The sequence below is a fragment of the Halosaccharopolyspora lacisalsi genome (genome assembly GCF_014137975.1).
GTDB classification, from domain to species: domain Bacteria; phylum Actinomycetota; class Actinomycetes; order Mycobacteriales; family Pseudonocardiaceae; genus Halosaccharopolyspora; species Halosaccharopolyspora lacisalsi.
The window spans coordinates 86,504-108,238 of record NZ_JACGWZ010000004.1; the positions used below are offsets into that span (position 1 = coordinate 86,504).

Here is a 21,735-nt window from a genome sequence, read left to right on the forward strand (position 1 = left end):
ACGAGCCTGGTCGAATGGAGGGAGGAAATCCGCGTGAGCGGGACCCCCCGTCTCGCTGATCCGGAAGGCCGGACCGGCTGAAGGAGGATCGGACGGCTGTGCGTGAATGGGTCACGGTGATCGGTACGGCGGCTCCCCGCGGGGTCCTGCTGATTCCTGCGGTGGTCCTGGCTGTGACGGCGATCCTGCTGCGTTGCCGGCGGATCGGTCCGCCCACGCGGTGAAGCTCTCCGCCGTCGACGCCGCGCTGGCGTTCTCGTCCGTGGCGGTTTTCCGGCTGGTCTCGACCCCTCGGAACAGCCCGGACGAGGTGCGGTTGGTTCCGGGGACGGATCTCGGAGTCGCGATTCACGCCGCTCCCGGAAACATCTGGCCGTGGTTGCAACTCCTCGGAAACGTCCTGCTGCTCTGGCCGCTCGGTGCGCTGCTACCGCTGCGCGTTCCCCGGTTCGCCGGTCTGACCAGAATCGTGACGGCCGCCGTCGCGACCACGTGTCTGATCGAGCTGTTCCAATTCACCGCGGTCCCCGGCCGGGTCGTCTCGACCGACGACGTCCTGCTGAACACGGCGGGGGCGTTGCTCGGCGCGGTGTGCTCACGCAAGTGGTGGGACGACTTCCGAGAACTGGCACGTCCGCGCTGGGTGCTGCTTCTCGCCGGACTGCTGAGCGCTCCCACGGGGCGTCATGCACTGAAACCGCGCTACGCGCGCTTCCACGGGACATGACAGCTTCGAAGTACGGCTTGTGCCGTTCGAGCTCTCAGGCGGTGCGATCGGTGACGGCGACCGCGAGCTCGGCCAGCTTCGCGGCGACGGGTCCCTCCACCTCCGCGGTGCCGAGCGCCGTCAGCGCCGAGTCGGTGAGCCCGGTGATGCGCGACTCCACGGCCTCGACGGCACCGAGATGCTCCAGCACGCTCCGGGCCCGATCGACGCCTTCCCCGGACAACTCCGGGTTGCCCAGTGCCGAGCGCAGCACGGTGAGCGACTCCTGATCGTGACGGCTGCGTGCCCGTTCGAACGCCTCGGCCACCAACAGGGTCCGCTTCCCCTCGCGCAGGTCGTCCCCGGAGGGCTTGCCGGTCACTCCGGGATCGCCGAACAGCCCGAGAAGGTCGTCACGGAGCTGGAAGGCCACTCCGATGTCCGCACCGAACCGCCGCAGCGCCTGTACCGTGGCAGCGTCGGCACCCCCGAGCTCGGCACCGAACTGCAGCGGACGTTCCACCGTGTAGGAAGCCGCCTTGAGCTCGTCGACCCTCATGGCGGCCTTGCGGGTCTCGTCGCCCCGTGCTTGGCCGAGAACGTCGAGGTACTGGCCCGCCAGGACCTCCGTGCGCATGGCCTGCCACGCCTGCGACGCACGAGCCAGGTCCGGTGGTGCGAGACCGGCCGCGTGGAGCATGTCATCGGACCAGGCGAGGGCGATGTCTCCGAGCAGGACCGCGGCGGCCGTGCCGAACTGTTTCGAGGTGCCGCCCCAGCCCTGTTCGCGGTGGGTGTCGGCGAAGCTCACGTGCACGGTGGGCCTGCCGCGTCGGGTGTCGGAGTCGTCGATGAGGTCGTCGTGCATCAGTGCGCAGGCTTGGACGAGCTCCAGCGAGCTGGCGGCTCGCAGCATCGCGGTCGCGTACTCTCCGTCGGCGGGATTGCCCGCGGCACGCCACCCCCACCACGCGAAGGTGGGGCGGATGCGCTTGCCGCCCCGGAGGACGAAGCGGATGAGCTCGTCGATCGCCTCGACGAAGGAAGGGTCCAGCTCGGCGCACTCGGCGCGGCGGATCCGCAGGTAGTCGGCCAGTGTCTGCTGCACCTGGTCTGCGAGGTCGGTTTCCACGGTGACGACGTCCTCAGCGGAGGTTTGCTCGACGGCGAGATCCTGGAGGGGCACCGGACCATCCTCCGCGACGCTCCCCGCTCCGGCCCAACAGGGGGCGGTCGGACACCCGTTGTGACCTGGGAAACGCATAGCGGGTTCGAGGATGTCCGCGGGGGCCCGGGAAGATCACGCGACGCTCTCCGCGTCACCGTGGGTCCTCCGGTGGTTGTCCAGGGCCAGCTTCGCCACCAGTGCCGCCACTCCGAGGGTCAGCGCACCGATCATCAGTGTCCAGTTCAGCCAGGTGCCGCCTCCGGAGTCCGAGTGCTGGAAGGTGGCCGACAGCTCGGTCACCTCGCCGGGCTGCGGTCTCCACGTGATCGTTCCGGAGCTGTTCTTGCCGTTGGTCGTGGTGACCTCGCCGACCGTGTTGATCCGAACGACCACGGAGGAGTTGGTCTGGTCCAGCGGTGTCAGATCGACCGACCCGTGCACCTCGATGAGGGATCCCGCGCGCTTGATGCTGAAGTCGTACCGAGAGTTCGATCCTCCCAGCGCACGGCCGAGCTGTTCGGCTTCCCCGAAAGTGAGGTTGTCGAACGACAGCGTCGAACCCACCCTCCCGTTCTCGGAGTACGGCGTGGTGTGCACACGCTCGCGGAACTCGCGGGGGACCCGGAGCCGGAACGGTTCCTGGTTCGCGGGTCTGCGTACCGCCACCAGCACCTCGCCGGAGACCCGGTCGTTCTCGGAGAAGGTCATGGACACGTTCGCGCGCAGGCATCCGCTCAGCAGCAGACTACCCAGCATGACCAGCAACACCAGTGCCGCACCGGACCGGTGTCGATCCTTGGTTACTCTCACACCCCGCACCATGGTTATCGTGCCATCTCGGGCCGCTTCGCACAGGGACGAAACTCTTGCGGTTATATCCGATCGAACGGCGCCGAAGCGACGCGGTAGCGTGCCGCCATGCCATCCGACCAGCAAGGTGTGCACCAGATCAGTGATCGCTTCGTCGAGCGGTTGGCCGAGCTCGATCCGATCAGCGGGACCCACCTCGGCATCTCCGGTGGGGACGAGGAACTGACCGATTACTCGCCGGAGGGGCACCGGGCTCGTGGTGAGCTGGCGCGTCGGGCGCTGACCGAGATGAGCGCGACGGAGCCCACCGACGAGTCGGAACGCGTCGCCAGGGCGGTGTTCCTCGAACGGGTCGGCCTCGACGTGGAACTGCACGAGGCCGGTGAGGACATGTCCGCGCTCAACGTGATCGCCAGCCCCGTTCAGGAGCTGCGTCAGGTGTTCGACCTGATGCCCACCGAAACGCCCGAGCAGTGGCACACCGTCGCCAAGCGACTGGCGGCGATGCCGCTGGCGATGCGCAGGCTGCGTGCGGGGCTGTCCCAGGCGGCCTCCGAGGGGCGGGTCGCGGCGGCACGGCAGATCAAGCAGGTCGCCGAACAGTGCGATACGTGGGCGGGCAGGCGCGACGGGCGGTCGTTCTTCGCCACCATGGTGGCTCGTGCCCCCGGGGTCGAGGAGACGCTGCGCTCGGAACTGGACAGCGCCGCCGATGTCGCCGCCGAGGCCTACGCGGACCTGGCGCACTTCCTGCGCACCGAACTACTGCCGAAGGCGCCCGTCACCGACGCGGTCGGTGAACAGCGGTACCGGCTGTGGTCGCGCTTTTTCACCGGTGCCGAGCTGGACCTGCACGAGGCCTACGAGTGGGGCTGGCACGAGTTCACCGCCATCGAGGCGGAGATGAAGCAGGTGGCCGACAGGGTCAAGCGCGGGGCGACGTTGGCCGAAGCCGCCGCCGCGCTGGATGCCGACCCCCGCTACCGCGTACACGGGCAGGACGCTTTCGTCGGATGGATGCAGCGACTCTCGGACGAGGCGTTGAACGATCTGCGTGGCGGACACTTCGACATCCCGGACGAACTGATGAACCTGGAGTGCCGCATCGCCCCTCCGGGAGGCGGTGTCGGTGCCTACTACACCCCTCCGACCGACGAGTTCTCGCGCCCCGGTCGGATGTGGTGGTCGGTCCCCGCCGACAAGGAGGAGTTCCCGACCTGGCGGGAGGTTTCGACGGTCTACCACGAGGGAGTCCCCGGCCATCACCTCCAGGTGGCCACGGCGGTACACCGGTCCCATCGGCTGAACAAGTTCCAGCGGCTGGCCTGCTTCGTGTCCGGGCACGGTGAGGGATGGGCGCTGTACGCGGAACGACTGATGCGCGAACTGGGATACCTCTCCGACGACGGCAACCTGCTCGGCATGCTCAACGAGCAGCTCTTTCGCGCCGCGCGCGTGGTGGTCGACATCGGTATGCACCTGGAGCTGGAGATCCCGAAGGGAACGGGCTTCTACGAGGGCAGGAAGTGGACACCGGAGCTGGGTCTGGAGTTCATGCTCACCCGCACCATCACCGACACCGCCCACGTTCGCGACGAGATCGACCGCTACCTCGGTTGGCCGGGCCAGGCACCCTCGTACAAGTTGGGCGAGCGGTTGTGGCGAACCGCTCGCGACGAGGCCCGGCAACGCCACGGTGCGGCGTTCGACCTCAAGGAGTTCCATCGCAGCGCGTTGAACATGGGACCCATGGGGCTGGACACGTTGCGCGAGCAGCTCGCCCGCCTGTGAGCCGGACTTCTCAGTGCTCGGGCTCCAGCGGAAGCCGGCGCCCGAGCACGGCGAAGGGACGTGGATCCCCGGTGAACCGGTAGTCCCGCAGCAGGTCGTCGAACCCGAGCCGGCGGTACAGCTTCCACGCCCGCGTCGGCCCTTCCGGGGTCGACAGCAGCACGGCCTGTCCCGGCGCTCCCCGCAGCAGTCTGCGCAGCACGGCCTCTCCCAAGCCACCGCCCTGGCAGTCCGGCCGCACGTGGAGCTCGGTCAGCTCGAAGTAGTCGTTCGTCCACGCGGCGACGTGGTCGGGGGAGAACCTCGCGAGCATCCCCCGACGAACTTGCTCGTGCCACCACTGTCCGGGGCCGCCGAGATAGCCGTAACCAATGGCGGTGAGTTCGTCCCGGGAGTTGAACGCCCCGATGCAACGCCAGCCGGGACGCAGCATGTGCGCCGACCACATGGGCGCTCGTTGTTGCGCGGTCCCGGGTGGGTAACCCATCGCGGCGATGTACACCTGCACGGCTTCGGTGAGCCGTGCCCGGAGCTGCTCGGCGGAAAGCTCCACCACTCGGTCACGGTCGCACTGGGAGGAAGAGGTGGCGGTCACAGTCGAACACTAAACGGTTGCCGTGGCTCCCGTTCCTTCCGGGCGGGCGCGGTGTGCGCCACGGTCCCGTTCGCCGACGCTGTCGCGCGAACCCGTGTTCGACGGTCCGGGCGAACCGCTCAAATCACGCTCGGCGCCTCTCCGCGAAGGAACTGGACGTAGCGCTCGGCGGAGTCGTCGACCACACGCTGAGCGTTCCGGTGCAGCGTCGGTGACCACCAGCCGGTGTAGATGCGATCGTACGAGTACGGACGCATCGCCTCGACGATGCGACGAACGGCTCGTTCGGGCATCGGCAACCGGTTCGGAGCGCTCCACGCGAAGGTGACCCGGTCCTCGCCGGGAGTGACGTGGACGGTGTCGCCGCTGAGCAGGGCCCCGGCCCCCGCGGCGCCGCCGGCCCAGTGCAGGACGGCGCTACCGGGGAAGTGCCCCCCGCACTGGACCAGGGTGGCCCCGGGGAGGACGTCGAGGGCTCCGGACCAGGACCGGACGTCGGCCTCCGGACGGGTGAGCCAGCCGAGATCGGCCTCGGCGAGCAGGATCTCCGCGTCGAAGGCCCTGCTCCACTCGATGATCGCGCCGTACATGTGGGGGTGGCTCGAGCTGACCGCGTGCAACCCGCCCGCCTCCTCGACGGCTCGAAGGGCCTGCTCGTCGAGGAAGCCCGGTGGATCCCACAGCAGGTTGCCCCCGGAGGTGCGCACGAGCAACCCGCGCTGACCGATGCCGAGGGACGGCTCCACGCCGATGCCGAGCAGCCCCGGCTCCACCTCGCGGACGTCGCTTCGGTATCCGTTCGAGGCGAGTTCCTCCGACGTCGTCCAGCGTTGTCCCGTGGGCGGTATCCACTGGCGTTCGTCCGCGCAGATCACGCAGTTGTCCGGTGGTTTCCCGGTTTCCGGGTAGTGGTTGCCGCAGGTGGCACAGATCCAGACCGGCATCGTCGTCTCCTTCACGGGGTGCGTGGCGACGAGCGTATGTCGCGAAAACGCGCGGGTCAGCGATTGCGCTGGTTCCAGAACCACCGCACGGCCAGCAGGATCACCACGACCAGCCAGACGACGATGATCAGCTGTCCCCACACCGAGGACAGGCCCAGGGGGCCACCTTGCGCCAGCACGTACATCCTTCCAGGGTAACGGCCCCGTACGCTGGAGACGATGCGTCACACTGTCTTCCGTAGCCGAATGGTCGAGGAGTTCGGGCGGATTCGGGCCGACACCCTCGTCCAGGATCTCGTCTTGTCCTCCCTCGGCGAGCGCACTCCCAACCAGGCCCTGGAAGCCGGGTGGGAGCCCAAACAGGTGTGGCGCGTGCTGTGCGATGCCTTCGAGGTGCCCGCCGAGCGGCGCTGACCCCGAGTTCGGACCGGCCCGCCCGGCGTTTTCGCGTCCTCCGAACCGGAGGGGACGTGTACCGGTTCGCGGAGGGGACTCGTTTTGCCGCTTTCGATCGCACTCAGTAAGCTCGCCAATCGGCTGTGTCGCGGCGTGCCGCCTGTGGATCGAACACCCGTTCGGTTACGATGGATCCACACGTGGACGGTTTATCCACAGACTCGCGAGGTCGTCGGTGGATTGTCGGTCCCAGCCCGTAGCGTCGGTACCAACACGACGACGTTCGACTCGATCAAGGTGGACCCGAAGATGGCAGCGACACCCGACAAGGGCAAGGCTCTGGAGCTGGCCCTCGCCCAGATCGACAAGCAGTTCGGCAAGGGCTCGGTGATGCGGCTCGGCGAGGACTCGCGCCCGCCGGTGGCGGCCATCCCCACCGGGTCCATCGCCCTCGACATCGCCCTCGGCGTCGGTGGCCTGCCGCGCGGCCGGGTCGTGGAGATCTACGGACCGGAAAGCAGCGGCAAGACCTCCGTGGCCCTGCATGCCGTGGCCGGTGCGCAGCAGGAGGGTGGTACGGCGGCCTTCATCGACGCCGAACACGCGTTGGACCCGGAGTACGCGAAGGCAATCGGCGTGGACACCGACGCGCTGCTGGTCTCCCAGCCCGACACCGGCGAGCAGGCGCTGGAGATCGCGGACATGCTCATCCGCTCCGGTGCCCTGGACGTCATCGCCATCGACTCGGTCGCCGCGCTGGTACCGCGCGCCGAGATCGAGGGCGAGATGGGCGACAGTCACGTGGGTCTGCAGGCCCGCCTGATGAGTCAGGCGCTGCGCAAGCTCACCTCGGCGCTCTACAGCTCGCAGACCACCGCCATCTTCATCAACCAGCTCCGCGAAAAAGTCGGCGTCATGTTCGGAAGTCCTGAGACGACCACGGGCGGGAAGGCGCTGAAGTTCTACTCGTCGGTGCGGCTGGACGTGCGGCGCATCGAGACGCTGAAGGACGGTTCCGACGCCGTGGGCAACCGGACCAGGGTGAAGGTGGTCAAGAACAAGGTCAGCCCGCCGTTCAAGCAGGCCGAGTTCGACATCATCTACGGCCAGGGCATCAGCCGCGAGGGCTCGCTGATCGACATGGGCGTCGAGCACGGCTTCATCCGCAAGTCGGGTGCCTGGTACACCTACGAGGGCGACCAGCTCGGGCAGGGCAAGGAGAACGCCCGCAAGTTCCTGCGGGACAACCCCGACGTCGCCAACGAGATCGAGAAGCGGATCAAGGAGAAGCTCGGCATCGGCGCGACGAAGGCGGCCGAGGACGGCCAGGGCCAGGAGAGCCAGGCCGGTGAACAGGCTCCGGTCGATTTCTAGGGCGGGATCGCCGTGGTTTCGGAGGACAGGCCGGAGGATCCCGAGCAGTTCGCGCGGGACGCGGTCTATCGGCTGCTCACCGTGCGGGCGCGCAGCCGGGCGGAGCTGATGGGGAGCTTGTCGCGCAAGGGCGTCGAGGAGGAAGTCGCGGAGGCGGTCGTCGGCAAGTTCGTCGACGCCGGACTGGTCGATGATGCCGCCTTCGCCGACAGTTGGGTCCGCCAGCGACACGAGTACCAGGGATTGGGGCGTAAGGCGTTGGCGGCCGAGCTTCGTAACAAGGGAGTCGACGAGGAGGCGGCCTCCGCGGCTCTGGCCCAAGTGGCCTCCGAGGACGAGGCGGAGCGGGCGCGTGAGCTGGTGCGGCGCAAGCTGCGCGGAATGACCACCGTGGACTCGACGACCCGGACGCGGCGCCTCGTGGCGATGCTGGCGCGTAAGGGTTATTCCGAGGGGATGGCTTTTCGGGTGGTGCGCGAGGAGCTGGATGCGTCCGGTTCGGACGGTCAGTTGCCCGAAGAGGCGGATTGGTGAGTTTTCGCTTGGGCGCTGCCGGCACGGGCCCGTAGGGTCGGTTCGTGACTGCTTCGACCAGCGTGCGGGATGCACGACACATCGTATGGGACTGGAACGGCACTCTCCTCGACGACAGCCACGCCGTGGTATCGGCGGTGAACACCGTCTGCACGGCATTCGGTAGTGAACACGTCGACCTCGACCGCTGGCGCTCGGTGTTCGGGCGTCCGCTGTTACGCACCTACGAACTCGTGCTGCAACGGACGTTGAGCGAGCGGGACTGGGCGCGCATCGACGTGCTCTACCACGAAGCTTACCGGAAACTGCTGCACACCTGCGGTCTCGCGGCGGGAGTTCCCGAGTCGTTGTGGGAGTGGAGCAAGCGGGGCGGTTCGCAGTCCTTGCTGTCGATGTGGTTCCACGACGAGCTGGTGCCGCTGGTCACCGATTTCGGGCTGGACTCGCTGTTCACGCGCGTCGACGGGCTGCGTGACGACATCGGCGGCGGTCCGAAGGCCGCGCACCTGCGTGAGCACGTGCGGGCTCTGGAACTCGACCCGGCCGAGATCGTGCTCATCGGTGACGTGGTCGACGACGCTCGTGCGGCCGAGCAGGCGGGGAGCGGATGCGCTCTGCTGACCACCGGGGTGATGAGCAGGCAGGCGCTGGAAGCCACGGGTTTTCCGGTGTTCGACTCGGTCGTCGAGGCCCTGGAGAGCCTCGAGGCCGGTATCGCGGCCTGAAGCGGCGCGGGTGGCCCCGGTTTAACGGGGCCACCCGCGCGCTGGGCGTCAGCCGAGTTGGGCGGCCTGACGGGCCATCGTCTCGACCTGTTCCCATTCGCCCGCGGCGAGCAGGTCACGTGGGCACAGCCATGAACCCCCGACGCAACCCACGTTGGGCAGCGCGAGGTACGAGGAGGCGTTGTCCGGTGTGATCCCGCCGGTCGGGCAGAACCTCAGCTCCGGCAGGGGACCGGCGAAGGCCTTCAACGCGGGCACTCCGCCGCTGGGTTCGGCGGGGAAGAACTTCAACGCCCGCGCACCGCGCTCGGCAAGGCGCAGCGCCTCGGACACGGTGCTGACACCGGGGAGGCTGGGCAGTCCGGTGTCGTCGACCTCGTCGAGCAGTGTTTCCGTGAATCCGGGGGTGACCAGGTACCGTGCGCCGGCCTTGGCGGCCCGCTGAGCTTGTCCCCGTTCGGTGATGGTTCCGGCCCCGACGACGACCTCGGGTACCTCGGCGGCGATGCGTTCGATGGCCGACAGCGCCGCCGGGGTGCGCAGTGTTACTTCGATGGTGCTGATGCCCCCGCGCAGGAGAGCCTGCGCCGTGGGGACGGCGTGTTCGGCGTCTTCGAGTACCACGACGGGCACTACCGGGCCGAGGTCGAGTACGTCGGAGGCGGTGTTCATGGTGGTGTTCATTCCTTCGTCGCTGTTCAGGCCGGTACGTCGTTGGTCGCGGGCTGCTGGTCGAGGGGGTTGAAAACGCTCGCGCCCCCCTCCGCCGATCCCACGGCGCGGCGGAACGCGGCGAACAGCTCGCGGCCGGTGCCGAACTGTCCGGAGGGGTCGGCCTCGGCCGGCTGCCTGCCGGCCATTTCGTCGGCGGGGACGAGGGCTTCGAGGGTGCCGTGCTCGGCGTCGACCCGGACCACGTCACCGTCGCGCAGCTTGGACAGGGGGCCGCCCGAGGCGGCCTCCGGTGAGACCTGGATCGCCGCGGGAGTCTTGCCGGAGGCTCCCGACATGCGTCCGTCGGTGACCAGGGCGACCTGGTGTCCGCGGTCCATGAGGACGCCGAGCCCGGGGCTCAGGCCGTGCAGCTCGGGCATTCCGTTGGCCTTCGGTCCCTGGTTGCGGACCACCACGACCACGTCGTGGTCCAGTTCGCCGGCCTGGAAGGCGGTTTTGAACTGCTGCTGGTCGTCGAAGACACGTGCCGGTGCGGTGACCGAGTGGTACTCGGCTCGTACGGCCGAGACCTTGATGACCGAGCGCCCCAGGTTCCCCTCCAGGACCCGCAGCCCCCCTTCGGGGGAGAAGGGGTCGTCGACGCCGCGCAGGACGTCGTTGTCCAGGCTGTGACGGGGGCCGTCGCGCCAGACCAGCTCGCCGTCCTCGAGGAAGGGCTGTTGCCGGTACCGGTCGAGGCCGTCACCGGCGACGGTGCGGACGTCGGGGTGCAGCATGCCCGCGTCGAGGAGCTCGCCGACGAGCGTCTGGACGCCGCCCGCCGCGGTGAAGTGGTTGATGTCGGCGGAGCCGTTGGGGTAGACGCTGGCCAGCAGCGGTACGACGGCCGAGAGCTCGGAGAAGTCGTCCCAGGTCAGCTCGATCCCGGCGGCTGCGGCCACCGCGATCAGGTGCATGGTGTGGTTGGTGGAACCACCGGTGGCCAGCAACGAGACGATGCCGTTGACCAGGGACCGCTCGTCCACGATCTCGCCGATGCCCGGGGTGTCCTCCTCGCGTCCGGCTCGGACGGCGCGGCGAGCCGCCTCCTCGGTCAGCGCCTTGCGCAGCGGGGTTCCCGGGTGGACGAAGCTGGCTCCGGGCAGGTGCAGCCCCATCGTCTCGACGACGAGCTGGTTGGAGTTGGCGGTGCCGTAGAAGGTGCAGGTGCCCGGCGAGTGGTAGGAGGCGGACTCGGCCTCCAGCAGGTCGTCGCGGGTGGCCTTGCCCTCGGCGAACAGCTGGCGGATGCGGCTCTTCTCGCTGTTGGGCAGCCCCGAGGTCATCGGCCCGGCGGGAACGAGCAGGGTGGGCAGGTGCCCGAAGCTGAGTCCGCCGATGAGCAGTCCGGGCACGATCTTGTCGCAGATGCCCAACAGCAGGGCGCCGTCGAACATCTCGTGCGAGAGCGCCACGCCGGTGGCCATCGCGATGACCTCGCGGGAGAACAGGGACAGCTCCATCCCGGTGCGGCCCTGGGTGATGCCGTCGCACATGGCGGGCACGCCACCGGCGAACTGAGCGACTCCGCCTGCTTCGCGCGCCGCGTCCCTGATCCAGTCCGGGAACTCGGCGTAGGGCTTGTGCGCGGAGAGCATGTCGTTGTAGGCGGAGACGATGGCGACTCCGGGTCTGACCAGTCCGCGCAGGGCCTGCTTGTCTGGGCCGTCGCTGGCGGCGAAGCCGTGGGCCAGGTTGCCGCACCCCATGTCCGCACGGGCGGGCCCGTCGGTCTTGGCCTGCTGAATGCGCTCCAGGTAGGCCTTGCGGGTGGGTGCGCTGCGAGCGACGATGCGGTCGGTGACCTGTTGGACAACGGGGTGGATGCTCGCGGACGTCATTCATCGCCTCCTGAGGAATTGTGAAGGTGAGGGGCGACGACGCTGGCGCCTCCGGCAACCATGACGCCGTTCACACTAACGTGCGAACCACGGGAGACAAAACCGATCCAGATGCCGTGCTGTCCGGAGAGATCCCCGATCTCGGACTCGGTGGGTGACATCGGCGTCGGAGATCGCCAGCATGGGATCCATGCGGAGTGGGTTGCTTGCGGTGCTGTCGATCGGTGTGCTGGTGTCGGGATGCGGGGCTCCGGGAGCTTCCGCTCCGGAACGTTCCGCCGCTCCCGAACCCACCCCCGGTAGTACGCGGGCGCTGCCGCCGCCGGATCCGGTGGAGCTGAAGGAGTCGCCGGCGATCTCCGAGATCCGTGAGCGCGGCAAGCTGCTGGTCGGCGTGCGTTCGGACGCTCCGAAGTTCGCGCGCCGGGAGCAGGGGCGCTACGTCGGGTTCGACGTGGAGATGGCGCGCATCGTCGCCGCCGAACTGGGGCTGAATCCGCGGACTCAGGTCACGTTCCGGCGGCTGCCTCCCACGCTTCGGGCGAACGCGATTCGCGGCGGCAGCGTGGACATCCAGTTCGGCGGTGTCGACGCCGGAACGAGCGGGGTGGCCCGGGTCGGGCCGTACGTGGTCACCGGCCCGCCGGGGGAGGAGAACAAGCTCCACCTCGGCGTTACCTCCGGTGATGAGCGGCTACGCGGGAAGCTGCGCGACATACTGCGTACCGCTGTGGACGACGGAAGCTGGCAGCGCGCCCGCGATTCCACGCTCGCCGCTTCCGGAATCCGGGCCCGTCCGCCCGAGCTCCGCTGAAGTGAGTCACTTGCCGACCGGTTCCCGCTGAGCCAGGGTTGTTGCCCCCGCGGCGCTGCGCCTGCTGAGTCGGTGTTCGGTGAACACGGCCACCCGGCTCAGCGCGTAGTTGACGACGATGAAGACCACTGCGATGACGAAGTAGGCCTGGATCGGGTTATTTAATTCCTGGATGGATATTTGCCCCTGGCGGACGAACTCCTGGTAACCGATGACGAATCCGAGCGAGGTGTCCTTGAGAACCACGACGAGTTGGCTGATCAGTGCCGGCAGCATTGAGCGGAAAGCCTGCGGAAGCAACACGCTGAACAGCACTTGTCGGCGTCGCATGCCAATCGCGTAGGCTGCTTCGCTCTGACCTCGGGGAAGCGAGAGGATGCCCGCCCGGAGGATCTCGGCGATGATCACCGAGTTGTACGCGGTCAGACCGATCACCAGGTACCAGGCCGTCGGCAGGTCGATTCCCAGTTCGGGGAGCACCCGGGCGGCGAAGAAGATCGCGATCACCACCGGGATGCCGCGCAGCAGCTCGACCACACCGACGACCGCCCAGCGGTACCAGGCGGCGCTGGTGATCCTGGTCAGCGCCAGCGCGGTCCCGATGACCAGGGAGAGAGCCATGGCCAGCGCGGCCACCTGGAGCGTCCTGAGCAAGCCCTGTCCGAGGAAGTTCCACAACGTCGCGAAGGTCGCGTTGGTGGGGTCGATGAGCGGTCCCCACTTCTCGGCGGTGAGCTGTCCTCGTCGGCCGAGCTGGATCAGTGCCCAGGCGGCTGCGGCGAGCAGTGCCGCACCGACACCGAAGCTGGCGTAGAAGGCACGGCGCTTGGCGCGCGGACCGGGGGTTTCGTAGAGGACCGAGTTCGTCATCGTAGGACCGCCACCTTTCGCTCGAGAGTTCCGAGTAGCAATCCGGCGGGGACGGTGATCAGCAGGTAGCCGATGACGACCCCGGTGAGCACGGGCAGTGCGGCCTCACCTCGTGCCGAAGTCAGCGTGATCCCGGCTGCGTAGAGGTCTCCTCCGACACCGAAGGCGCCGACGATCGCCGAGTTCTTGATCATGGCGATGATGACGCTGCCCAGCGGAGGCACGACGGTGCGTACCGCCTGAGGTAGGACCACCGAGGTCAGGGACTGACCGAAGCCGAGCCCGATGGATCGCGCTGCTTCGGCCTGGCCGGGAGGTACCGAGTTGATACCGCTGCGGATCGCCTCGCACACGAACGCCGACGTGTACAGCGCCAGGCCGACCGTGCCGAACCAGAAGTACGGGAAGTTGATACCGAGCTCGGGGAATCCGAAGGCCATGAAAAACAGCACGACGGTGAGCGGGCAGTTTCGGAACACGGTCACCCACGATGTTCCGACCCCTCGCAGGGGAGGAAGTGGCGATACCCTGAATCCTGCCAGGATCGTACCGATGAGCAGGGACAGCGCTCCCGCGTAGAGACAGATCTCCAGGGTCGTGGCCATCCCGGTCAGATACAGCGGGAGATTGGCGAGGATGACGTGCACGGTTCACTCCGGCTCGCGGGGGCATCACCCGCGGCGATGCCCCCGAAGGGAACGTGGTCAGCTGCAGGTGTTGGGCTCGGGCAGTTCGGGGGTCCTCTCCGAGGCCTTGCCCGCCGTGGCTTCCCACGCCTTCTCGTAGGTGCCGTTGCGTGCCGCTTTCTCGAGGCTTTCGTTGATGAACCGGCAGAAGGCGACGTCGCCCTTCTTGATCCCGACACCGTAGGGCTCCTCGGTGAAGGGCTTGTCGACGATCTTGAACTTGCCGTTGCTCTCGTTGACGAGGCCGAGAAGGATGACGTTGTCCGTGGTCACTGCTTGTACCTGCCCGGTGCGCAGGGCGTCGGCGCACTTCGAGTAGACGTTGAACAGAACGAGCTGGGACGGTTCGACGTACTTCTTGATCTCCTCGGAGGGGGTCGACCCGTGTACCGAGCAGACCTTGGCCTTGCTGGCGCGCAGCGATTCCGGGCCGGTGATCTCGGTGTTGCCCGATTTCACCATCAGGTCCTGGCCCGCCTGGTAGTACGGTCCGGCGAAGGTGACTCGCTGGGCGCGGGTGTCGTTGATCGTGTAGGTCGCCACCACCATGTCGACCTTGCCCTGCTCGATGACCTCCTCGCGGGTGTGGCTGGGGGTCTCCTCCCACTTGATCTTGCCGGGCTCGATCCCGAGCTTGCCCGCGATGATCTTGGCGATTTCCACGTCGAAACCGCGCATCTCGCCCTCGATGGTTTTCTGCCCGAACAGCGGCTGGTCGAACTTGGTGCCGACCGTGATCGTGTCCGCCTCGCTCAACCGGGCCATGGTGGTTCCCGGCTCGAACGAGACGTTCTCGGCCACCGGCGCCTCGAAGGTCGTGCCCTGGTCGAGCTGGTTCGTCGAGCCACCACCGCACGCGGTAAGGACCAGCGCCAAGGACGCCGTCATGACGGCTGCGGCCCGTCTGCTGCTGACGCGCATGTCGTCCACCTCTTTTTCCGGCCGCTGCGTTTCGCCGCGGCGTCGACATCAGTGGGTCAGGATCTTGCTCAGGAAGTCCGTCGCACGTTCGCTCCTGGGAGCTCGGAAGAAGTCCTCCGGGGTGGAGTCCTCGGCGATCTCGCCGTCGTCCATGAACAGCACGCGATGAGCGGCCCGGCGCGCGAACCCCATCTCGTGGCTGATCACCAGCATCGTCATGCCCTCCGCGGCGAGGTCGGCCATGACGTCGAGAACCTCGTTGATCATCTCGGGATCCAGTGCCGAGGTCGGTTCGTCGAACAACATCACCTTCGGGCGCATGGCCAGCGCTCGGGCGATGGCCGCCCGTTGCTGCTGACCACCGGAGAGCTGAGCGGGATACTTGCCGGCCTGGTCCGCGATGCCGACTCGCTCCAGCAGCCGCATCGCGTCCTGCCTGGCGGTCTCCTTGTCGATCCTGCGCACCTTGACGGGACCGAGCACGACGTTGTCGACGATGGTCTTGTGGGCGAACAGGTTGAACTGCTGGAAGACCATGCCCACGTCGGCGCGCAGTTCGGCCAGCTCCCGCCCCTCGGCCGGCAGCGGGACGCCGTCGATCGCGATGTCTCCGGAATCGACGGGTTCCAGTCGGTTGACCACCCGGCACAGCGTGGACTTACCGGAACCGGAAGGTCCCAGTACCACCACGACCTGACCGCGGGGCACGTCCAGGGTGATGTCCTTGAGGACGTGCAGCGAGCCGAAGTGCTTGTCGACCGCGGACGCCCGGATCATCGGTGCCTCCGTGGAAGCTTCGGTCATTCGTTCTCCCGACCGTGGCGGTGATGGCGATGGCGGGAATCTAAGCCGTCGGCGGGCGTGAGTCCAGAAAAATCCTGTTACTCCGGATTGCAAATCGGTTACGAGACGCTCGCGGTGCTTTCTGGGGGAACACGTTCCGTCCGCGCTCCGTCAAGCCACTGTCCGCGCTCGTCAGCGGCGGTTCTATCCTGGCGGGGGAGTCGCGGAGCCGAGAGGCGAAAGAGGGTTGGTTGTGACTCGGAGTTTTCAAGTACGCACGTACGGCTGCCAGATGAACGTGCATGATTCCGAGCGGCTGTCCGGGTTGCTGGAGGACGCCGGTTACGTGCGTGCGACCGGTGACACCGACCCGGACGTGGTCGTGTTCAACACGTGCGCGGTGCGGGAGAACGCGGACAACCGGCTCTACGGCAATCTCGGGCACCTGCGACCGGCCAAGCAGGAGAACCCGGGGATGCAGATCGCCGTGGGAGGCTGCCTGGCGCAAAAGGACCGTGGTGAGATCGTCCGGCGCGCTCCGTGGGTGGACGTGGTCTTCGGTACCCACAACATCGGCTCGCTGCCGACCCTGCTGGAACGGGCGCGGCACAACGAGGAAGCCGAGGTGGAGATCCTCGAATCCCTCGACGTGTTCCCCTCCACGCTGCCCGCGCGCCGCGAGTCGGCCTATTCGGGATGGGTGTCGGTCTCGGTCGGGTGCAACAACACCTGCACGTTCTGCATCGTCCCGTCGCTGCGGGGCAAGGAGAAGGACCGGCGACCCGGTGACGTCCTCGCCGAGGTGCGGGCGCTGGTCTCCGAGGGAGTCAGCGAGGTCACCCTGCTGGGGCAGAACGTCAACGCCTACGGCGTGGAGTTCGGGGACCGCTACGCTTTCGGCAAACTGCTGCGCGCCTGCGGGGAGATCGAGGGCTTGGAGCGGGTTCGCTTCACCTCTCCGCATCCGCGGGACTTCACCGACGACGTGATCGAGGCGATGGCCGAGACCCCGAACGTGTGTCACCAGCTGCACATGCCGCTGCAGTCGGGTTCCGACAGCGTCCTGAAGTCCATGCGGCGCTCCTACCGCTCCGAGCGGTACCTCGACATCGTGCGCAAGGTGCGTCGGGCCATGCCGGACGCCGCCATCACCACCGACATCATCGTGGGCTTTCCCGGCGAGACCGAGCAGGACTTCGAGGACACTCTCGACGTGGTGCGCGAGTCGCGCTTCTCCAACGCGTTCACCTTCCAGTACTCCAAGCGTGCCGGTACTCCCGCCGCCGAGATGGAGGGGCAGCTACCGAAGGAGGTCGTGCAGCAGCGCTACGAGCGCCTGGTCGAACTGCAGAACGAGATATCCTGGGAGCTCAACACCGAACTCGTCGGAAGTGAGGTGGAGCTGCTGGTCGCCGAGGGCGAGGGACGCAAGAACACCGAGACGCGGCGGTTGTCCGGTCGAGCTCGGGACGGGCGGCTGGTGCACTTCGCCCCGGGCGACGACGTGGACGAGATCAGGCCCGGCGATGTCGTCCACACGGTCGTGACGCGAGCGGCCCCGCACTACCTGATCGCCGATGACGGGCTCCGCTCGCACCGGCGCACGGTGGCCGGGGACCGCTGGGAGGTCGGCCAGCGCCCCAAGACCTCCGGTGTCAGCCTGGGGCTGCCGTCCTTCGGTGAGCCGGCTACCGAAACCACGACCGAACAGGGGTGTGCGTGTTGAGCGGTCGTGAGGCCGAAGGAGTCGAGGGCCTGAACGGGGAGCGGGAAGTGACCCAAGCCGAGGACAAGAGGTTCCGGACGCAGCTGTCCAGGGCCGAACGCGACATCTCCCGCAAAATCGACCCGGGATCGCGTGCGCTGGTGATCGTCGCGGTGATGCTGGTGCTCATCCTGAGTTCGCTGCTGCCGTGGATCGGCAGTGCCTCCGGGTGGGAGGTGCTGCTCGGCCGCAGCGACCCGGCGCTGCAGGTGGACCTGCTGCCGTGGCTGTTCTCGCTCAACTCGAGCATAGCGGGCGTCCTGGTCAGCGCGCTCGCCCTGACCACCCGGATCTGGACGGTCTCCTGGGTGGCCGCCATGACCTGCTCGCTGGTCTCGGTCGAGGGACTCGTCGCGATCTGGGCGCGTCAGACGGTCCCGCAGGCGGGGCCGTCCATCGGACTCGTCCTCGCGGTGATCAGCATGGTCGTCCTCGCCAGCCAGTGGCTGCCGATCGCTTTCTCCCGCTCCTGACGTTGTCCGGGACGGTGGTCGCGGCGCCGCGTCCGGTGGGGTCGTGACCACTCCGGAACGAGACCCCACCGGACGCGGTTTCAGCGATCGGCCAGTGCGTTCGAGGCGGCCGTGAGCCACTCGCGCCACTGCTCGGCCTGTTGCTCGGCCTTTTCGGCGCGGCGCTCGTCCCCGGTCGATCGGGCCCGCGCGGCCTGCTCCTCGAACTGCTCCACACGCTCGCGGAACTGGTCGACCCGGGCTTGCGCCTCGGGGTCGGTACGGCGCCACTGCGTGTCGGCCGCCGAACGCACCCGGTCGGCAGCCGAGCGCAGCCTGCCCTCCAGCTCACGCATCCGCTCGCGGGGGACCTTGCCGATCTCGTCCCAGCGTTGCTGAATCCGGTGCAGCTGATCCTGCGCGGCCTTCACGTCCGTCGACGGGTCGATCCGCTCGGCTTCGGCGAGTAGCTCCTCCTTGAGCCGGGCGTTCTCGGCGAATTCGGCGTCACGCTCGGAGAGCGCTTCCGACCTGCGTGCGAAAAACGTGTCCTGAGCAGCCCGGAAACGCTGCCACAGCGCTTCGTCACTGTCCTTGGGAGCTCGCCCGGCGGCCTTCCAATCGGCCATGAGTTGCTTGTACCGGGCCGCGGTGGTGCCCCAGTCCGTCGATTCGGTCAGGGACTCGGCCTCGTCGACCAGCTCCTGCTTGCGGTTCTTGGCGACCCCGCGCTGACGGTCCAGCTCCGCGAAGTGGGAACCGCGTCGGCGGTTGAAGGTGTCGCGGGCCTTGGAGAAGCGGCGCCACAGCTGCTCGTCGGTCTTGCGATCGACACCGCGCACCGTCTTCCACTCGTCGAGGATCGCCTTGAGCCGGTCTCCGGCCGTCTTCCACTGAGTGGCTTCGGCGCCGATCTGCTCGGCCTCCTCGACCAGCTCCTGCTTGCGAGCCACGGCGTTGGACCTGGCCCGCTCGCGTTCGGCCTTGGCGTCTTCGACGGCTTGCTCGGCCCGTCCGACGAGGTGCTCGACTCGCGCGATCAGTGCGGCCAGGTCCCCGACGACGGCGGCATCGGGGATGCCGTCGCGGAGGTGCTTGGCACTGGTCAGCGTCTGCTTCGGTTCGCTGGAGTGCGTGGCCAGCCGCGTCTCGAGCAACTCGACCTCGATACGCAGGTCGTCGAACTTCCGCGCGAAGTGGGCCAGGCCTTCGGTGGCATCACCAGCCTGCCAGGAACCCACGTAGCGTTCGCCCTCGGTGCCGTACACGTACACCGCACCCGTCGAGTCCATCCGCCCCCACCGGCTCGGGGCGGTGGATGCCGCCGACACTTCCGGGGGAGCCGTGTGGGGTTCGGTCCCGCCGGTGGCCGGGTCCTCGGTCGCCGCCGTGACGATCTCCGGCGTCGTGTCCTGGTGCTTCATAGCCGGCTTCCTCCTCGCGTGCCCGCTTTGATGCCCGTGACGCGCACGGGCGCCCCGTTCGGACGGGGTCCGGCAAGTGGAGATCCGAATCCGTCGGGTTCCGACCTCCGTCGGGCGCATTCAAGCAGCTCGGCATGTGGATCAGTACTCCGAGTCAGGGGTTCGCCGCGTTTCCGCCGTCCCGTTCCGGCTGATCCGCTCGTGCGCCGCTCGATGCCATTGTGTTCGACCACTCGCCCGGCGGTGACAGCCAATCGCCGAGAGGCGTGCCGCGCCAATCCCCTTCGGTTCCTGTTTCGATTCACCGCTGCCCGAGATCTCGTACCGTGCACGAGCGTGCTCACTCGTCTCGTCGTGATGCCGTACCCACCGCCGCCGCTCCCGGACCCGACCGTGGGGTCGGCTCCGCGCTCGGACGACCGTGGGGCGCCTGTTTGCGCGCTGTGTCCAGTCTGACTGACTCCGCTCGCGAATGGGTGGTATCGGGAGAGGATCGTTACTGTGCGCGCCGGACCACGTCGCGGTGAACTCGTGAACCGACGTCTAAGCTCGGTGACCGTGCCTTTCCCACTCGTCATCGTCGGCCCGACCGCCACCGGAAAGTCGGAACTGGCGGTGCGGTTGGCCCTGGAGCTGGGCGGTGAGGTGGTCAACGCCGACGCGATGCAGTTGTACCGGGGGATGGACGTCGGGACCGCCAAGATACCCGTGGCCGAACGCCGCGGAGTCCCGCATCATCTCCTGGACGTCCTGGACGTGACGGAAACGGCCTCCGTGGCTGCCTACCAGAGTCAGGCACGTGCCGTCGTGGAGGACGTCCTGCGCCGCGGAGCGACTCCGGTGCTGGTCGGCGGCTCGGGGTTGTACGTGCAGGCGGTGCTGGACGACTTGAACTTCCCCGGCACCGACCCCGAGGTCCGTGCCCGGTGGGAGCAGGAGTGCCAGACGCGTGGCGCCGCTGCCCTGCACGAACGACTCGCCGAGCTGGACCCCCCTGCGGCCGCGAAGATTCTGCCGAGCAACACGCGGCGTGTGGTACGCGCCCTGGAGGTCATCGAGATCACCGGCAGGAGGTTCTCGGCGAACCTGCCCACCCCGGGACCGGCTCGCTACGGCGCGGTGCTGGTCGGCCTGGATCGCGCGGTCGCAGAGCTCGACGAACGGGTGAACACCCGGGTGACCAGGATGTTCCAGGAGGGCTTGGTCGACGAGGTCCGCAGTCTGGAGCGGTTCGGGCTCAGGCGGGGATGGACGGCTTCGCGTGCGCTCGGCTACCAGCAAGTGCTCGCCGAACTCGACGGGGACGGTGACATGGCGATCGCCGCCGAGCTGACCGCCAAGCTGACGCGCCGCTTCGTCCGGCGGCAGCGGTCGTGGTTTCGCCGCGACAGCCGGATCCACTGGTTCGACGCCGGTCACACGCGGCTGGTGGAGGACGTTCTCGCCCTGTCGAGAACGTAGAGTGGCCCGTGTGCAGTTGAACCGAGGTCCCGAGTTCGCCAAGGGCAATGGGACGGAGAACGATTTTCTCATCCTGCCGGATCCCGCGGGGGAACTGAATCTCACTCCCGCCCGTGTCCGGGCCCTGTGTGACCGGCGACGGGGGCTGGGTGCCGATGGGGTGCTCCGCGTGGTGCGTACCGGTGACATCGACGACGCCCCTGCCGGGATACCGGCGCGAACGTGGTTCATGGACTACCGCAACGCCGACGGCTCGATCGCCGAGATGTGCGGCAACGGCGTACGTGTGTTCGCCAGGTACCTCGTGGGTACAGGCCTGGCCGAGACGTCCTCGGAGCAGCCGGAGTTACCGATCGGTACCCGGGCGGGCCTGCGCACGGTCAGCACCCACCCGGACGGGCAGGTGAGCGTGGACATGGGGCCGGCCACCGTGCACGGTGAGTCCTCGGCCACCGTCGACGGAAGCTCCCGGAAGGGACTGGCCGTCGACGTGGGCAACCCGCACCTGGCGTGCGTGGTTCAGGAGGGCTTGGAGCGGGTCGACCTGTCGGCGGTTCCCCACTACGACGCCGAGCTGTTCACCAACGGCGTCAACATCGAACTGGTCCAGGACGACGGTCCCGGCCGGGTGCGCATGCGTGTGCACGAACGAGGCGTGGGGGAGACGCGCTCGTGCGGTACCGGCACCGTCGCGGCGGCCGTGGCTTCGTTGCACGCCGACGGTCACCCCACGGGGCGCAGGATCGTCGAGGTACCCGGCGGCACGGTCGAGGTCGAGGTGACGGCACGGACCAGCGTGCTGACCGGTCCGGCGGTGCTGGTCGGCCACGGGCGGCTCGATGCCGACTGGTGGCAGCGCCTCGACCAGCCCTGATTGCCCAGGCGAAAAAATCAGTGAAACCGGGCGTGCGGCGTGGGACAATAAGTGGTGATATGAACAAACCATCATCCCAGTTCTCCA

23 protein-coding genes are annotated in these 21,735 nt (G+C 68.0%); 11 read left to right on the forward strand and 12 right to left on the reverse strand.

What is annotated here, in order from left to right; all coding sequences use genetic code 11:
* Positions 1–193: 193 nt before the first annotated feature.
* A complete protein-coding gene (locus FHX42_RS14515; RefSeq protein ID WP_235987357.1) occupies positions 194–727 on the forward strand; it encodes a VanZ family protein in 534 nt (177 codons plus the stop codon).
* 34 nt (positions 728–761) lie between these two features.
* On the opposite strand, the gene FHX42_RS14520 is transcribed toward FHX42_RS14515, so the two are convergent.
* The gene (locus FHX42_RS14520; protein WP_328796139.1) at positions 762–1,892 is read right to left on the reverse strand and encodes a polyprenyl synthetase family protein; all 1,131 of its coding nucleotides are present in this window, start codon (positions 1,890–1,892) and stop codon (positions 762–764) included.
* Between the two features lie 114 nt (positions 1,893–2,006).
* Entirely contained in the window at positions 2,007–2,684 is a 678-nt protein-coding gene (locus tag FHX42_RS14525) for a DUF3153 domain-containing protein (RefSeq protein ID WP_220480374.1), read from the reverse strand.
* A gap of 108 nt (positions 2,685–2,792) precedes the next feature.
* On the opposite strand from FHX42_RS14525, the gene FHX42_RS14530 reads away from it, so the two are divergent.
* Positions 2,793–4,475, forward strand: a complete 1,683-nt coding sequence (locus FHX42_RS14530) for a DUF885 domain-containing protein (RefSeq protein WP_182544935.1) — start codon at positions 2,793–2,795, stop codon at positions 4,473–4,475.
* A 10-nt stretch (positions 4,476–4,485) separates the two neighbouring features.
* Here the strand turns inward: FHX42_RS14530 and FHX42_RS14535 are convergent, their stop codons facing one another.
* The 3 genes from FHX42_RS14535 to FHX42_RS27095 form a co-directional block, all read right to left on the reverse strand.
* Positions 4,486–5,070 (reverse strand): GNAT family N-acetyltransferase, encoded by a 585-nt coding sequence (locus FHX42_RS14535; protein ID WP_407926244.1) that lies wholly within the window; start codon positions 5,068–5,070, stop codon positions 4,486–4,488.
* Between the two features lie 119 nt (positions 5,071–5,189).
* Complete coding sequence (locus FHX42_RS14540; RefSeq protein ID WP_182544936.1) at positions 5,190–6,014, reverse strand: MBL fold metallo-hydrolase; 825 nt, start codon at positions 6,012–6,014, stop codon at positions 5,190–5,192.
* Positions 6,015–6,070: 56 nt separating this feature from the next.
* Positions 6,071–6,199, reverse strand: a complete 129-nt coding sequence (locus tag FHX42_RS27095; protein ID WP_268898399.1) for a hypothetical protein — start codon at positions 6,197–6,199, stop codon at positions 6,071–6,073.
* Between the two features lie 34 nt (positions 6,200–6,233).
* Between FHX42_RS27095 and FHX42_RS14545 the strand changes: the two genes are divergently transcribed.
* The 4 genes from FHX42_RS14545 to FHX42_RS27100 all read left to right on the forward strand — a co-directional run bounded on the left by FHX42_RS14545 (position 6,234) and on the right by FHX42_RS27100 (position 9,043).
* Positions 6,234–6,428 (forward strand): DUF3046 domain-containing protein, encoded by a 195-nt coding sequence (locus FHX42_RS14545; RefSeq protein ID WP_182544937.1) that lies wholly within the window; start codon positions 6,234–6,236, stop codon positions 6,426–6,428.
* Positions 6,429–6,719: 291 nt separating this feature from the next.
* Positions 6,720–7,784 carry a recombinase RecA gene (gene recA / locus FHX42_RS14550; RefSeq protein WP_182544938.1) on the forward strand — a complete coding sequence of 355 codons (1,065 nt, stop codon included), beginning with the start codon at positions 6,720–6,722 and terminating at the stop codon, positions 7,782–7,784.
* 12 nt (positions 7,785–7,796) lie between these two features.
* Positions 7,797–8,318 (forward strand): regulatory protein RecX, encoded by a 522-nt coding sequence (locus FHX42_RS14555; protein ID WP_328796143.1) that lies wholly within the window; start codon positions 7,797–7,799, stop codon positions 8,316–8,318.
* A gap of 44 nt (positions 8,319–8,362) precedes the next feature.
* Positions 8,363–9,043, forward strand: a complete 681-nt coding sequence (locus FHX42_RS27100) for an HAD family hydrolase (RefSeq protein ID WP_182544939.1) — start codon at positions 8,363–8,365, stop codon at positions 9,041–9,043.
* Positions 9,044–9,091: 48 nt separating this feature from the next.
* On the opposite strand, the gene eda is transcribed toward FHX42_RS27100, so the two are convergent.
* Both eda and edd read right to left on the reverse strand, forming a co-directional pair.
* Positions 9,092–9,715: a bifunctional 4-hydroxy-2-oxoglutarate aldolase/2-dehydro-3-deoxy-phosphogluconate aldolase gene (eda, locus tag FHX42_RS14565; protein WP_182544940.1), complete on the reverse strand. Its 624-nt coding sequence runs from the start codon at positions 9,713–9,715 to the stop codon at positions 9,092–9,094.
* Positions 9,716–9,741: 26 nt separating this feature from the next.
* Complete coding sequence (gene edd / locus FHX42_RS14570) at positions 9,742–11,598, reverse strand: phosphogluconate dehydratase (protein WP_182544941.1); 1,857 nt, start codon at positions 11,596–11,598, stop codon at positions 9,742–9,744.
* A 190-nt stretch (positions 11,599–11,788) separates the two neighbouring features.
* Here edd and FHX42_RS14575 point away from each other — a divergent pair, with 190 nt between their 5' ends.
* Positions 11,789–12,412, forward strand: a complete 624-nt coding sequence (locus tag FHX42_RS14575) for a transporter substrate-binding domain-containing protein (RefSeq protein WP_182544942.1) — start codon at positions 11,789–11,791, stop codon at positions 12,410–12,412.
* Between the two features lie 6 nt (positions 12,413–12,418).
* On the opposite strand, the gene FHX42_RS14580 is transcribed toward FHX42_RS14575, so the two are convergent.
* The 4 genes from FHX42_RS14580 to FHX42_RS14595 are packed head-to-tail and all read right to left on the reverse strand — an operon-like array spanning position 12,419 to position 15,666.
* On the reverse strand, positions 12,419–13,282 hold the full coding sequence (locus tag FHX42_RS14580) for an amino acid ABC transporter permease (RefSeq protein WP_182544943.1): 864 nt from the start codon (positions 13,280–13,282) through the stop codon (positions 12,419–12,421).
* Positions 13,279–13,929, reverse strand: a complete 651-nt coding sequence (locus FHX42_RS14585; protein ID WP_182544944.1) for an amino acid ABC transporter permease — start codon at positions 13,927–13,929, stop codon at positions 13,279–13,281. The genes FHX42_RS14580 and FHX42_RS14585 overlap by 4 nt, the downstream gene beginning before the upstream one ends.
* A gap of 57 nt (positions 13,930–13,986) precedes the next feature.
* Positions 13,987–14,889: a glutamate ABC transporter substrate-binding protein gene (locus FHX42_RS14590; RefSeq protein ID WP_182544945.1), complete on the reverse strand. Its 903-nt coding sequence runs from the start codon at positions 14,887–14,889 to the stop codon at positions 13,987–13,989.
* Positions 14,890–14,937: 48 nt separating this feature from the next.
* Positions 14,938–15,666, reverse strand: coding sequence for an amino acid ABC transporter ATP-binding protein (locus FHX42_RS14595; RefSeq protein ID WP_182545289.1), 729 nt, complete (start codon positions 15,664–15,666; stop codon positions 14,938–14,940).
* A 259-nt stretch (positions 15,667–15,925) separates the two neighbouring features.
* Here FHX42_RS14595 and miaB point away from each other — a divergent pair, with 259 nt between their 5' ends.
* A complete protein-coding gene (gene miaB, locus FHX42_RS14600) occupies positions 15,926–17,398 on the forward strand; it encodes a tRNA (N6-isopentenyl adenosine(37)-C2)-methylthiotransferase MiaB (protein WP_182544946.1) in 1,473 nt (490 codons plus the stop codon).
* Positions 17,395–17,910 carry an Rv2732c family membrane protein gene (locus tag FHX42_RS14605; protein WP_235987359.1) on the forward strand — a complete coding sequence of 172 codons (516 nt, stop codon included), beginning with the start codon at positions 17,395–17,397 and terminating at the stop codon, positions 17,908–17,910. The genes miaB and FHX42_RS14605 overlap by 4 nt, the downstream gene beginning before the upstream one ends.
* An 80-nt stretch (positions 17,911–17,990) precedes the next feature.
* On the opposite strand, the gene FHX42_RS14610 is transcribed toward FHX42_RS14605, so the two are convergent.
* Entirely contained in the window at positions 17,991–19,313 is a 1,323-nt protein-coding gene (locus FHX42_RS14610; protein WP_182544947.1) for a DUF349 domain-containing protein, read from the reverse strand.
* Positions 19,314–19,871: 558 nt separating this feature from the next.
* Here FHX42_RS14610 and miaA point away from each other — a divergent pair.
* The gene (gene miaA, locus FHX42_RS14615; protein WP_182544948.1) at positions 19,872–20,774 is read left to right on the forward strand and encodes a tRNA (adenosine(37)-N6)-dimethylallyltransferase MiaA; all 903 of its coding nucleotides are present in this window, start codon (positions 19,872–19,874) and stop codon (positions 20,772–20,774) included.
* A gap of 10 nt (positions 20,775–20,784) precedes the next feature.
* On the forward strand, positions 20,785–21,648 hold the full coding sequence (dapF, locus tag FHX42_RS14620; RefSeq protein WP_182544949.1) for a diaminopimelate epimerase: 864 nt from the start codon (positions 20,785–20,787) through the stop codon (positions 21,646–21,648).
* The last annotated feature ends 87 nt before the right edge of the window (positions 21,649–21,735 follow it).

Bases quoted from the DNA above. Each gene is read 5' to 3' on its own strand.
- FHX42_RS14580 (WP_182544943.1), bottom strand. From the start codon at position 13,282: ATGACGAACTCGGTCCTCTACGAAACCCCCGGTCCGCGCGCCAAGCGC.
- FHX42_RS14540 (WP_182544936.1), bottom strand. From the start codon at position 6,014: ATGCCGGTCTGGATCTGTGCCACCTGCGGCAACCACTACCCGGAAACC.
- FHX42_RS14530 (WP_182544935.1), top strand. From the start codon at position 2,793: ATGCCATCCGACCAGCAAGGTGTGCACCAGATCAGTGATCGCTTCGTC.
- FHX42_RS14595 (WP_182545289.1), bottom strand. From the start codon at position 15,666: ATGATCCGGGCGTCCGCGGTCGACAAGCACTTCGGCTCGCTGCACGTC.
- recA (WP_182544938.1), top strand. From the start codon at position 6,720: ATGGCAGCGACACCCGACAAGGGCAAGGCTCTGGAGCTGGCCCTCGCC.
- FHX42_RS14545 (WP_182544937.1), top strand. From the start codon at position 6,234: ATGCGTCACACTGTCTTCCGTAGCCGAATGGTCGAGGAGTTCGGGCGG.
- edd (WP_182544941.1), bottom strand. From the start codon at position 11,598: ATGACGTCCGCGAGCATCCACCCCGTTGTCCAACAGGTCACCGACCGC.
- FHX42_RS14610 (WP_182544947.1), bottom strand. From the start codon at position 19,313: ATGAAGCACCAGGACACGACGCCGGAGATCGTCACGGCGGCGACCGAG.
- eda (WP_182544940.1), bottom strand. From the start codon at position 9,715: ATGAACACCGCCTCCGACGTACTCGACCTCGGCCCGGTAGTGCCCGTC.
- FHX42_RS14590 (WP_182544945.1), bottom strand. From the start codon at position 14,889: ATGCGCGTCAGCAGCAGACGGGCCGCAGCCGTCATGACGGCGTCCTTG.
- FHX42_RS14575 (WP_182544942.1), top strand. From the start codon at position 11,789: ATGCGGAGTGGGTTGCTTGCGGTGCTGTCGATCGGTGTGCTGGTGTCG.
- FHX42_RS27095 (WP_268898399.1), bottom strand. From the start codon at position 6,199: ATGTACGTGCTGGCGCAAGGTGGCCCCCTGGGCCTGTCCTCGGTGTGG.